General features: G+C 73.3%; 10 protein-coding genes. 8 read left to right on the forward strand and 2 right to left on the reverse strand.

The features are described from left to right. The first annotated feature begins 16 nt into the window (after positions 1-16). Genes EDD34_RS04235 through EDD34_RS04245 form a run of 3 tightly spaced genes read left to right on the forward strand, consistent with a single transcriptional unit; the run spans position 17 to position 2638 of the window. A complete protein-coding gene (locus EDD34_RS04235) occupies positions 17-811 on the forward strand; it encodes an ABC transporter permease (RefSeq protein ID WP_123813462.1) in 795 nt (264 codons plus the stop codon). After that, the gene (locus EDD34_RS04240; RefSeq protein WP_246012177.1) at positions 804-1658 is read left to right on the forward strand and encodes an ABC transporter permease; all 855 of its coding nucleotides are present in this window, start codon (positions 804-806) and stop codon (positions 1656-1658) included. The genes EDD34_RS04235 and EDD34_RS04240 overlap by 8 nt, the downstream gene beginning before the upstream one ends. Further along, positions 1655-2638 (forward strand): ABC transporter ATP-binding protein, encoded by a 984-nt coding sequence (locus EDD34_RS04245; RefSeq protein WP_123813463.1) that lies wholly within the window; start codon positions 1655-1657, stop codon positions 2636-2638. Before EDD34_RS04240 ends, EDD34_RS04245 begins: the two co-directional genes overlap by 4 nt. Here EDD34_RS04245 and EDD34_RS04250 read toward each other — a convergent pair. Then, a complete protein-coding gene (locus EDD34_RS04250) occupies positions 2608-3903 on the reverse strand; it encodes a cytochrome P450 (protein ID WP_211341481.1) in 1296 nt (431 codons plus the stop codon). The genes EDD34_RS04245 and EDD34_RS04250 overlap by 31 nt on opposite strands. 82 nt (positions 3904-3985) lie before the next feature. On the opposite strand from EDD34_RS04250, the gene EDD34_RS04255 reads away from it, so the two are divergent. From EDD34_RS04255 to EDD34_RS04265, 3 genes are all read left to right on the forward strand, one after another. Continuing rightward, positions 3986-5098 (forward strand): 3-oxoacyl-ACP synthase III family protein, encoded by a 1113-nt coding sequence (locus EDD34_RS04255; protein ID WP_246012178.1) that lies wholly within the window; start codon positions 3986-3988, stop codon positions 5096-5098. Then, entirely contained in the window at positions 5092-5901 is an 810-nt protein-coding gene (locus tag EDD34_RS04260; protein ID WP_246012179.1) for a glycosyltransferase, read from the forward strand. Before EDD34_RS04255 ends, EDD34_RS04260 begins: the two co-directional genes overlap by 7 nt. A 92-nt stretch (positions 5902-5993) precedes the next feature. Continuing rightward, positions 5994-7154: a cytochrome P450 gene (locus EDD34_RS04265; RefSeq protein WP_246012180.1), complete on the forward strand. Its 1161-nt coding sequence runs from the start codon at positions 5994-5996 to the stop codon at positions 7152-7154. 116 nt (positions 7155-7270) lie between these two features. Here the strand turns inward: EDD34_RS04265 and EDD34_RS04270 are convergent, their stop codons facing one another. Then, the gene (locus tag EDD34_RS04270) at positions 7271-9325 is read right to left on the reverse strand and encodes an HNH endonuclease signature motif containing protein (RefSeq protein ID WP_123813465.1); all 2055 of its coding nucleotides are present in this window, start codon (positions 9323-9325) and stop codon (positions 7271-7273) included. Between the two features lie 275 nt (positions 9326-9600). Here EDD34_RS04270 and EDD34_RS04275 point away from each other — a divergent pair, with 275 nt between their 5' ends. Both EDD34_RS04275 and EDD34_RS04280 read left to right on the forward strand, forming a co-directional pair. Next, positions 9601-11358 (forward strand): class I adenylate-forming enzyme family protein, encoded by a 1758-nt coding sequence (locus EDD34_RS04275; RefSeq protein WP_123813466.1) that lies wholly within the window; start codon positions 9601-9603, stop codon positions 11356-11358. Between the two features lie 114 nt (positions 11359-11472). Further along, entirely contained in the window at positions 11473-12474 is a 1002-nt protein-coding gene (locus tag EDD34_RS04280) for an NAD-dependent epimerase/dehydratase family protein (RefSeq protein WP_211341482.1), read from the forward strand. Positions 12475-12483 lie beyond the last annotated feature (9 nt).

Genomic DNA, 12483 nt, shown 5'->3' on the forward strand with positions numbered 1-12483 from the left:
GTAAGGTCCCTCGCTTGTGCGCGTCTACGCCAGGATCCTCGCCGCGGGCTTCCGCACCCAGTCGCGCTACCTGCCCGCCGCGTTCGCCGGGCTCCTCGCCAACGCGACGTTCGGCCTGCTCAAGTCCGGGATCCTGCTCACGCTCGTGGACGGCGGTGGTGGCGAGATCGACGGATACACCGCCGGGACCATGGCCGCCTACGTGTGGCTGAGCCAAGGCCTGCTCGGGTCGGTCAACATCTGGTCCCTGCCCAGCTCGGCGCGGCGCATCAAGTCCGGCGACATCGCCGTCGACTTCCTCCGGCCCGTGGACGTGCAGTTCGCCGCCATCGCCGACGACGTCGGCCGGGGCCTGTTCGCGCTGATCCCGCGCGGTCTCCCGAGCGTGGGCGTGGGCGTGCTCCTCGTGGGCATGGCGATGCCGGCGCAGATCCTGCCGTACGCGCTCGGCACGGTGAGCCTGCTGCTCGGGATCACGCTCTCGCACGCCCTGACCTACCTGCTCGGCACGGCCGGGTTCTGGCTCGTCGAGGTCCGCGGGCTGCAGGTGCTGTACATGGGCGTGGCGGGTCTGCTGACCGGCCTCATCACACCGGTCTGGTTGTTTCCGGCCTGGCTGGAGGCCATCGCCGTCGCGACGCCGTTCCCCGCCGTGATGATGTACCCGATCGACGTGCTCAGCGGCCGGACCACGGGTACGGACGCACTGGCGCTGATCGGTGCGCAGGCGGGCTGGCTCGCGCTGGCGCTCGTGGCGGGTGGTCTGGCGACCCGGCTCGGGCGGCGCAAGCTGGAGGTCCAGGGTGGGTGACGGGTTCGTGGGGCGTCCGTACGGCGTGGTGCGCGGCCGCGTGCGCCAGGTGCTGCGCCCGTACGCCGTCGTGCTCGCCTCGCGGATCCGCGCGCAGCGCGCCTACCGTGCCAGCTTCCGGGCCGACCTGTTCGGCACCGCCGTCGTCGGGCTGACGGAGATGGCCGAGGTGGTGGTGCTGTTCAGCGCCGCGAACGGCACCCTGGGCGGCCTCGACCTCATGCAGGCGCTCCTCGTGTTCGGGCTGGCCGAGCTCGCGTTCTCCAGCGCGGACATGGTGTTCGGGCACGTCGACAGCCTCGCGCAGCAGGTCCGGGCCGGGACCGTCGACATCCTGTACCTGCGCCCGCAGCCGCTGCTCGCGCAGCTCGTCACCAGCGACATCAGCCTGCGCCGGCTCGGGCGGTCCGCGCTGGCCGTCGTCGTGCTCGGGTTCGCGCTCGTCGCGAACGACGTGGAGTGGGGGCCGCGGGCCGTGGCGCTGCTGGCACTGTCGCTGGTGTGCGGGTTCGCGATCTTCTGCGCCAACTTCGTCGTGGCGGGCGGGCTGCAGTTCTTCCTGCTCAACGCGCAGGAGGTGACCAACGCGTTCGTGTACGGCGGGCGGCACGCGTCCACGCAGCCGGCCACCGTGTGGCTGCGGAGCATCACGGTGATCTTCGGATTCGTGTTTCCCATGGCGTTCTGCGCGTACCTGCCGGCGATGTTGCTGCTCGGCGAGCCCGGTGCGGCATGGCTGCCCGCGTGGCTCGGGTGGTTCGCGCCCGCGGCGGCACTGTGGGCGTGGACCCTCGCACTGCTCGCCTGGCGGGCGGGCGTACGGCACTACCAGGGAGGTGGCGGATGAGCGGGACGACGCCGTCGTCGGGCACGGTCGTGGAGGTGCGGGACCTCACCCGCGACTTCCGCGTGCGCGACGGGCTGAAGGTGCGGCGGCTGACCGCCGTCGACCACATGACCTGGAGCATCGCGCCCGGCGAGGCGGTCGGGTACATCGGCGCCAACGGTGCCGGGAAGTCCACCACCATCAAGATGCTGGCGGGCATCCTCGTGCCGAGCGCCGGCGAGGTGATCACGTGCGGGCTCCGTCCGGTCAAGGACCGCAAACGGCTCGCGCGGCGGATCGGCGTCGTGTTCGGACAGCGGTCGCAGCTGTGGTGGGACCTTCCCGTGCGGGAGTCGTTCGGCATCCTGGCGGCGATCCACTCCCTCTCGCGCGCGGAGGAACGCTCGCGCACGGACGAACTCGTCGGGACGCTCGACATGGGCGACTACCTCGGCACGCCCGTGCGCCAGCTCTCGCTCGGGCAGCGGATGCGCGCCGAGGTCGCCGCCGCGCTCCTGCACCGGCCGGAGCTCCTCGTGCTCGACGAGCCGACGATCGGGCTGGACGTGCTCTCGAAGCAGCGGCTCCGCGAGTTCCTGGTGCGCGAGCGGGCGGAACACGGCACCACCCTGCTGCTCACCACGCACGACATGGGCGACGTCGAGCGGCTGTGCGACCGGATCCTCGTGGTGGACCACGGACGCCTCGCCTATGACGGGACGCTCGACGGCCTCGCCCGGACGGTGGGGGCAGAGCGGGTACTGATCGTGGACCTCGCCGAGCCGCACGGCCGGCTCGTCGTGGCGGGCGCGCGCCACCTGCGCAGCGAGGGCGACGGTCTCCGGCAGCACCTGGCGTTCGACCCCACCACGACGACGGCGGCCCGTGTGCTCGCGACCGTCTCCGAACAGGCCGAGGTGCTCGATCTGACGATCACCGAGCCGGACGTCGAGGACGTGGTGCGCCGGATCTACGAACGGGCGAGCACGAGCTCCTCGTAGCCCGGCACGATCACGCGGCGGGCGGCGCGACGGCGGACCACGCGAAGCGGAACCGCGTCGTCCTCCGGCCACAGCACGCGGAGCAGCGCCGCGATCTCCGCGCGGGCGAGCGCCGCGCCGAGGCAGAGATGGCGGCCCGCGCCGAACCAGAGCTGGCGCGTCTCCCGGACGTACTCCCGGTCCGCGCGGAACGGTCCCACCGCCGCGTTCGCCGACCAGACCAGCAGCATGATCCGGTCGCCCGCGCGCAGCCGCGTGCCACCGATCGTGACGTCCCGGGAGACGCCCCGCCCGATCACCGACGCGGGACTCGTCACGCGCAGTCCCTCGCGAACCACTGGTTCCCAGAGGTTGATGTCCGACGGCGGCCGCTCCGCGCCGGCTGGGCCGTCACCTGCCACTGTCCCACCCGCCGCGCCCGCGCCCAGCGCGGCAAGGAGGCGGTGCTGCTCCCCGGTGTCGACCAGGAGCGCCGCCGTGCGCGTCATGGCGCTCGCGGACGTCTCCGTCCCGGCGACCATGAGGAGGCTCGCCAGGCCGGTGGTCTCCTCCAGGCCGAGCCCGAGCTCGCGGGCCCGGCCGAGGAGCCGGGTGGTCGGCGCGGTGCGGAAGGCGTGCGGGACGCCGGTGGTCAGCTCGTCCGTGATGAGTTTCGCCTCGGCGATCGCGGCGGGTGGCAGCGTGGTGGATCCGGCGGTGCCCAGGGCGAGCCTCGCGAGGCGTTCGCCGGTGCGGAAGGCGGTCAGGGCGCCGTCGTCGTCGGGCCATGGCGTGCTCTCGGAGCGGCCGTCCGGTGCCGGGATGCCGAGCAGCTCGATCATCATGCGGCCCACGAGCACGCGCGCGAGGTGGGCGATGTCGACGGGCTCGCCGTCCGCCAGCCGCGCGCCCGCGTCGCCCAGGACGGGCCCCCAGGCCTTCGCGACCAGTCCGGCCGCGGTCTCCTCGGTGAAGAGGTCGCGGGCGCGGGTGCGCAGGTCGTGGTGGCCGGGGCCGTCGAAGAGATCCCGGACCCACTCGCCGAGGATCTGCGCCCAGAGGTCGCCCACCCCGCCCTCGCCCACCATCGTGAACGAGCGGTGGTCCTTGAGGACCTCGCGCGCGACGACGGGGTCGCCGGTCACCCAGCCGATGCCGGGGACCTTGCGGATGGCGGGGCCGGGCAGGCGCGCGAGGCCCTGCCCGGCGAGCAGCAGTCCGGCCATTCCCGGCCGGGCGCGCCAGAGCAGGCCGAGCTCGTGTCGTGTGGTGGGCAGTGCCGTCATGAGGAGAGTGTGCCGTGCCGGGGAAGGCTTCCGGGGCGGACTCGTGCCGGTGGTGTCGGCCAGGGTCGCTACCGTGTGCCACGTGCCGATCGAAACCACGGCCGCCGTCGAGCCATCGACCGCCGTCGTACCGGAGCTGCCGCAGCCCGTCGCCCGGGTCGCGGGCGTCGCCTTCCACCTGCCCGCCGAGACGCGCGACGTCGCCGAGGTGGAGCGGGACCTGCACCGGCGAAACCCGAAGGTCGCGCCACGGGTTCCGATGGTCTCCCGGCTCACCGGCGCGCGGACCATCCATGTCGCCGCGGACGACGAGCAGGCGTCCGACCTCGCCGTCGCGGCCGCGCGGAAGGTGCTGGCCGGGGCGGGGCTGGCGGCGTCGGACGTGGACCTGCTGATCTTCGCCTCCGCGTCGCAGGACATGGTGGAGCCCGCCACCGCCCACATCACCGCCGCGAAGCTGGGCGCGGCGTGTCCGGTGATGGACGTGAAGAATGCCTGCAACTCGGTGCTGAACGGGATGGAGGTGGCCGAGGCGCTGATCGGCACGGGCCGGTACCGGCGGGTCCTGATCGCGTGCGGCGAGGTGCCGAGCCGCGCCGTGCGCTGGGACGTGCCGGACCGGGCGACGTACGCGCTGTCGGCGCCGGGGTACACGATGTCCGACGCCGGTGCGGCGGTCCTGGTCGAAGCGGTGGACGATGCGGCAGGGCTCGACGCGGAGCTCGCCGGGCTGGCGGGCGAGGCGCCGTCGGGCATCCTGGCCTCGGCGTTCTCGGCGGCGTCCCGGCACTGGGACGTCGGGATGCTGCCGGGCGGCGGCACGTTCAACCCGCGTGACCCGGAGCGCAGCTACTTCGAGATCGACGGGTCCCGGCTGCGGGAGGCGTTCGACGAACTCGGGCCGGAGGTGGCGGTCGAGGCGATGGCGAAGGCCGGTGTGACGTGGGACGACATCCGGTTCGTGGCGGTGCATCAGGTCGCGGTGGCCTACCTGGACGACGTCTTCGGGAGCCTCGGCGTGCCGCGGGAACGCACGATCGTGACGATCGCCGACCACGGCAACGTGGCCTCCGCGACCCTGCCGCTGCAGCTCGGCCTGGCGGAGCAGGCCGGGCGGCTCCGGCGCGGTGACGTGGCGCTGCTGGTCGGGCTCGCCGGCGGGATCAGCATGGGCGCGATGGTGGTGCGGTGGTGAGCGGGGAGGCGCGCCGGGGCGCCGCCGTCGACGTGTGGACGGCCCGGCTCGCCGTCGTCGTACCGGCGCTGAACGAGGCGCACGAGGGCGGGATCGTGTGCACGCTCGAGGCGCTGCACGCGCAGGAAGACGACGACTTCGACCTCGTCGTGGTGGACAACGGGTCCACGGACGGCACCGCCGACCTGGTGCGGGCGACGATCGCGCGGCTCGGGCGGGCGGACCGGTGGCGGGTCGTGCACGAGCCGCAGAAGGGGACCGGTGCGGCCGCCGACACCGGGATGCGGACGGCGATCGCCGGCGGGGCGGGGCTGCTCGCCCGGACCGACGCCGACTGCCTGCCACCGCCGGGGTGGACGTGGGCGGTCAGGAACGCGTTCTTCGCCGGGCACGAGCTGGTCGCGGGGCGGCTCGTCCCGCGTACGGACGACCGGCCGGTGTCGCGCGTCCAGCAGTCCGTGCTCGCCGGCGTGGTGTGGCTGGCGAGCGCGTTCGGGAAGGTGCGGCCCGGGAACCGCGGTGCGGGGTACCTGGGGCCCTATGTGATGGCGCCCGGCTGCAACATGGCGATCACCGCGGACCTGTACGAGCGGGCGGGCGGGTTCCCGCGCACCAGGATCGAGGACGTGCACGAGGACCGCGCCCTGGTCAACGCGGTGCGCCGGCTCACCCCCGCGTACGGCGAGCACCGGGACGTGTGGGTGCGGGCCTCCACGCGGCGGGTGCACGCCTGGGGCGTGGTCCGCACGCTGGGCTGGTACGCGGACCATCGGTATCGGCCTGAGGTGGTGGATATTCGGTGACGGCCGGGCCGGGGGTGGCGGCCGGGCGGGACGGCGCGGTTCGGGGGGCCGAGGCTCGGTGGGAGGAGCGCGTTCAGCGGGCGGCGCATCCGGTGGCGTATCCGGCCGTGCGGGCGCTGCGGCACCGGCCGGTGGCGCGGGTGCCCCGGGTCGGGCTGGTGGTGAGCGACGCCGCGGTCGCGCGTGAGGTGCTGCTCGACGTCGACCGCTTCTCGAAGGTGGGGCCGGGATCGCCGTCGGATCTGTGGACCCCGATCCTGGGGCCGTCCGTGCTGCTGAACATGGAGGGCGCCGAGCACGCGGCGATGCGGCGGGCGCTCGGGCCGATCTTCTCGCCGCGGGCGGTGCGGGAGCTGGTCGCGGGGCGGGAGAGCGGCGGGCCCGCGATGGGCGGGGCGCTGGCCGAGATGGCCGCGCGGCTCGACGCGGGCGGGACCGTGGATCTCGCCGCGGTCGTCGCGGCTCAGGCGGGAGCCGTGATCTGCGGGCTGGTGGGGCTGCCGCCCACGGATGCGGCGGTGCGGGAGTCGATGGCGGCGGCGCAGGCAGTCACGGGGATGGTGCGGCTGCATCGGCGGCGGCTCACGACGTCGCAGGTCGCGCACGCGCGGCGGGTGCTGGAGGAGTTGACCGCGCCCGCGCGGGACGCGTATCGGGCGGGCGACGAGTCGACCGTGCCCGGGAGGATGCGGGGACTCGGGCTGTCGGAGCGCGAGGCGATGGGGGCTGTCGGGGCGTTCGTGCTGACCGGGACCGAGACGATCCAGTCGTTCGTGCCGCGGTTGCTGGCGATCGCGCACGACACCGGGTGGATGGAACGGCTGCTGGCGTCCGGGGGAGAGCTGCGGCGTCCTGTCGTCGAGGAGGCCTTGCGGGTGACGGTTCCGACCCCGGCGATGCTGCGTTCGGTGCGAGCGGACGCCGTTGTCGGCGGCCATCGGGTCCACGCCGGTGACCGGGTCGTGATCGCGACCGTGAACTGCTGTCGTGGCGCCGGCGCGTTCGACCCGGGCGCGGCGGTCGACCCGGACGTCCGGCACCTGTGGTTCGGAGCCGGCCCGCACTTCTGCCTCGGGATGCCCCTGGCGATGGCACAGGTGGATGCCGTGCTGGACACGCTCGCGCCGCTCGCGACAGGAGGTCGCCGAGTCGTGGTGGGACGACGCCGACCCGCGCGACGCGTCCTCGTGCCGGCGTACCGTGGGCTCGAGCTCTCGCTTGCCGGACCACAGGCGTCGCAGACGGGAGCGTGAGGGCGTTTCACCGGTGGGCCGACGGGAGTGAGCGCCTCCATGGGCGGCCGGCCGCCCGATGGCGGGGTCCGTCGGGCAGGTCGGGTCCGCTGCCTTTGCCGCGGGTAGCGGGCTCTTCAGAACGGTGGTGCGTCTGGATGGCGCTCCCGTTCGCGGCCGGTCTCGTCGTCACCGGGCGCGCCGCCGGCTGGGGCGGGTGGTTCGGCGAGTGTCATGCCGTGGGCGAGGGCGTAGCGGATGGTGGGGTCCGTGATGGCGGGCTCGACGTCGGTGGTCGTGCCGGTGGGCGCGGTCCAGCGGGTGAGGCCGGTATCGGGGTCGCGGGTGACCTGCCAGTTTGCGTGGGTCTTGAGGTTGTGGTGCTTCCTGCACAACGGGTGCAGGTTGGTCGCCCGCGTCTGTCCCGGTTCGCCGGGCCGGTAGTGGTGATCGTGGTCGAACGCCTGGATGTGGTCCAGGTCCAGCGCTGTGCGGGTGCCGGTGAGGGCCGGCCGGTCGCAGCCGGGGAAGCGGCAGCTCCGGTCGCGGGTCGCCACCGCGGCCCGCAGCGTGGCGCCGGGGGCGTAGGCGCGGGTGGAGTAATCGGTCAGGATCCCGGAGACCGGGTCGGTCACCAGGCGCCGCCAGGTCGCGTCCCCGGCGATCCGCGCGGCGTGGTCGGCCGGGATCGGGCCGATACCTTCCAGGACGCCCGGGGTCATGTCCTCGGGGTCGAGCAGCATGCCGGCGGGCACGGTCACGTTGACGATCGCGGACACGTCGACCACCCGCACCCGCGTACCCGCGGCTGCGTCGCTGCCGGCACTCGTAGCGCTGCTCGTGGTGCTCGTGCTGCCTGTGCCGGGGCCTGCGGGTGCAGGGCCGGTCAGTACGATCCCGTGCGGGTCGGCCGGGATCGGGATCAGGTCGGTGTCCAGTACCGGCTCGACCGGCCGGGGCGGTTCGACCACGGCTTCATCACCGGCGGCAGCAGCGCTGTCGTGTGGGTCCGGGCAGGGCAGTACGAGGCTGTCCGTGACGAGCGCGGCCAGTGCCGCGGCGCGTAGCGCGCCCAGGGGTCGGGTCTCGCCAGGAACATCCTTGAGCGCCTTGGCCGCGGCCTGAACCGTGTTGAATGTGCGGGCGGCATCGGTGACCGGCAGGTCCGCGATGATGCGCCCCATCCCCGGACCGGCCTGCTCGGCCCAGACGTTGCACCGATCCATGACCTCACGACGGCGTGCCTTCCTACCGTGCAGGACTGCGGCGCGCGCGTTCATCTGCTCGCTGATCCACCGCCACGTCCGGCCCGGCGCGGCCGGCAGCAGATCTGTGATCGCGTCACCACGCTCGCTGACCGTCAGGTCTGCTCCGGCACGCAGGAACGTATCGGCCTTCTTCGCGTCGATCCGGCCCGTGCACAAGGCGTCGGCCAGGTCCGGGTACTGGCCCACGCCCTCCCCACGGGCCGCGATCAGCCAGCCTTCGCTGGTGGTGACGTGCAGTTCGTCGGCGATCTCTCCGGCGGCCGAGTCCCGCCCCAGCGGGCCGTCCGTGCGCGCCATCAGCTCCGCCGCCACGCGCGCCTGAGCTGCCCGCGCCCACGACACGATCCGCTCCCAGCCAGCCACCACGCTCCGTAGCTCACCATCGGTCAGGGCCTGCAAGGCGCTTTCACCCGTGGCACATCCACCCGTAGTGCCGTGATCCGAGGCGCTGGGGCCAGGTGTGTCGTGAGCGCAGCGGTCGGCACCGGTAGAGGGAGCGTCGAACGACGGCTCCAGTCCGGTCAGGTCCGTCAACGTGCCCGCCAGTGCCACCCCTGGGCCCGATGAGCCCAGGCTCTCCAGCAGCAGCCGCGCACGATCCACCACGACGCCCGGCTGTCCGTCCGGACCTCGCGACATGAACTCGGCCGCAGCACTCGCCGACTCCGGGTCGTTCAGCGGATCCGTCGCGAGGATCGCCGCCAGTTCCCGCTCGGTGTGATCCGGAGGCCGCACCGGCAGTCCGAACTGGTCCACCACCTCCACGTCCTCCAGGCCGTCGAACCCGTCGGCATCAAACCCGTTGGCGTCGAACTCGGCAGCATCGAAGGCGCCACCGTCGAACGCTTCTCCCTCGGATCCACGAAAAGGCGCGCCGACATCAGGAACGTGCCCAGCACCGTCGTCGAACACTGAACCACGCACAGCACACCCCCTTCCCGGAGCCGCCCATCCGGACCCGATCGACCGATTCCCTTTCGTGTTCGATCCTATGCATGCCCTGATCTAACCGCCACCTAAGAATTTGGTCTGTGGATAACTTGTGGCATCAGTGGCAAAGATGATCTGCTGGCTCCGAAGCAACGACCTGAACACCGTCCGAGGGAGACGCTAGATGGACACACCGACACAGGGGCCGGCTCTCCTGGAGCCTCGGACGATCGTGACGCGTTCCTCGCGCTCGGCTACGTTCGGCTTCCATGAGTAACGGGCAGACGTTCGTCGACGACCTGCTGGTGTCCGTCGCCGACGGCGCCATCGACCGCGACGGGGTGGCGCTGCGCTGGTTCGGCGACGGATACCCGGGAGCTCGGGGCGACGGGCGGGGATCGCGCGTCCGGGAAGAGGTCACGTTCACCGAACTCGTCGTCCGCGTCGAACGCACTGCGGCGGAACTCCGGGCTCTCGGGGTGCGCCCCGGCGAGCGCGTGCTGTTCAGCATCCGGCCGCGCCCCGAGGGAGTGATCCTCTGCCTCGCCGTGATCCACGCGGGCGGCTCGATAGTGTTCGTCGACCCGGGCTCGACGCCCGAACTCTTCGAGGCCCGCCTCGCGGCCGCCGATCCGCGCTGGGCGGCGTCCGAGGCGCTGTTGTACGCGGTGTCGTCGGGCCCGCTCGCCCGGGTCGCGCGGGCACGTGGCTTGCTCCTGCCGGAGTACGCCCGCCTCCCGGTGAGGCATCTGTACTCCGGCCGGTGGCTTCCGGGAGTCCCGCGCGGAGCGCTCCGTGTGGCGCGGCTGGGCGGTGCCGGACCGGCGGACCGTGCTACCTCGGTCAGGGATTCCGTTGCTCCCCAGGACCGGGAGGCGCTGGTCGTGTTCACCTCCGGGACGACGTCGGATCCACGAGCCGTCGTGCACACCACCGCCTCGCTGGGGGGAATGCTCGGCCTGTTCGCCCAGCTAGGAGAGCTGCGGCCGGGACAGCGCGCGCATACCGACCAGATGTTCCTCGGTCTGCCCGCGATCCTGGCCGGCGGTACCTGGGAGATCCCGGCGCGGACACCCGCAGCGGACCCCGCCGCGTTCGCCAGGGGAGTGGCAGGGGCGGACTCGTCGTTCGCGGTGCCGGCCGATGTCACCGCCCTCCTCGACGTGGTCGAGGAGGGACGTCGGGGCGGTGTGCGCCTCGGCCCGTCGGCGAAGGGCTCCGGAGGGTCCCGAGGGCCGGCCGGCAGCGTGGAAGGGCCGCGCGTGATGGCCGTCGGTGCCGCGCCCGTGACGCCCGCGCTGATGGAGCGGGCGGTTCGCGTCCTTCCGGAGACGCGCTGGGTCTGCGTCTACGGGGCGACCGAGATGCTGCCGGCCGCCGTCGTCGACGGCGCGGACAAGGCCGCGGCCGGTGTCCCGCCTGGCGGTGCGGTCACCGGCGCCCTGGCTACCGGCGATCTCATCGGCGACCCCCTCCGAGGTGTGACCGCGCGCATCGACGCCCCGGACGACGACGGTGTCGGCGAACTCGTGATCTCCGGCCCGTCGCTCATGGCCGGGTACCTCGCGGACCTCGACGCGGGCCGCGCACCCGCCGCCGAACATCGCACCGGGGATCTCGCGAGGGTCGACGACGCGGGCCGCCTCACGCTCGTCGGCCGCACCCGCGACATGATCATCCGTGGCACGGTGAACATCTACCCCGGCCTGTTCGAGCCCCGGGTCCGGGCGCTGCCGGGCGTGGCCGAAGCCCTGATGGTGGGCGTCCCGATGGACGACGGCAACGAGCGAGTGGTTCTCGTCCTCGTCGCGGACCGCGGTCAGGTCGGGGGCGTGAACCTCATGGAGGACACCGCTCTCGTCCGCGCGGTCGAGCCCCGGCTGCCCGGCATCCTCGATCACGGAGCACTTCCCGACCTGGTGGCCGAGGCGTCGCACGTGCCGCTGGCCGGCCGGTCCCGCAAGCCGGACCGGGCAGCGGTCGCTGCCGCGGCCGCGCCGCTCGTGAGGAAGTCCGCGTGCGGGTGAAGGTCCGTCCAGATTGGGGCGGTACGGTTCGGCCTGTCGGATCCGCGACCAGGAAGTGGGCCGTCGAGACTTCGGGCGTGAACCGTGTGGCCCTGGAACGCGCGGCGGAAGAATGTGAGGGAGCGCATGCGGGTGGCGGTGACCGGGGCGTCCGGGTTCGTCGGGGGCGCCGTCGTGCGCGACCTGGCCGCGGGCGGGCACGAGGTTCTCGCCTGCTCGCGCCGCACCCCGGCCGATCTGCCCGCGGGCGCCCGCCACCTGTCCTGGGACCTGCGCGAAGGGCCCCTCCACGGGAATGCGCACCCCGGTGACGTCGACGCCGTCGTGCACTGCGCCGCCGTGGTGGGCGACGGCGGGTCGCGGGCCGCGGCCTGGGTGGTGAACGTCGAGGGAACCCGCGCCGTCCGCACGACGTTCGGCAAGGCGCGGTTCGTGCACGTCTCGTCCGGCAGCGTGTACGACCCGACGACACCGAGCGTCCGCATCCGCGAGACCGAGGGGCCGACGGCGGAGCGGGGCGTCCGGCCCTTTCCCTATCTCAACGCCTATGGTGCGACGAAGGCCGCGGCCGAGTACTGGCTCGCCCTCGACGCGGCCGAGCCGGACCGCGGTCCCGTCGTCGTCCTGCGCCCGCACGCCGTGTACGGGCCGGGGGACACCACGCTGCTGCCCCGGCTGGAAGCCGCTGTGCTCTCGGGCCGCTGGCTGCCGCTGCCCGGCGGGGGCGCGACGCTGCACCATCTCACGCACGTCGCCACGCTCGTCGCGGCCGTGCGTGCGGCCCTGACGGCGGACCTCTCGTCCGAGATCGCCGCCGGCCTGCCCCTGGTCGCCAACGTCGCCGACGCGGAACCGGTGGTGCTGCGCCAGATCCTGGAACTGCTCATGCTCGCACGCGGCCGGCACGTGCGTGTGGTTCCCGTGCCGGAGCGGGCGGCACGACGCGCCGCGGTGGCCACCGAACACCTCGCACGGCTGGCCGGCAAGGAGTCGCGCCTCTCCCGGTACGCGCTGAGCCACCTCGCGATGGAGCGCACCTACGACCTCGCGGTGCTGCGCGAACGGCTCGGCGTCGACCCGCCGGACACGTCGATCCTGGGCGCGGGATTCTGGTAGCGGCGGAAA

It is taken from the genome of Myceligenerans xiligouense (assembly GCF_003814695.1).
Taxonomy (GTDB): domain Bacteria; phylum Actinomycetota; class Actinomycetes; order Actinomycetales; family Cellulomonadaceae; genus Myceligenerans; species Myceligenerans xiligouense.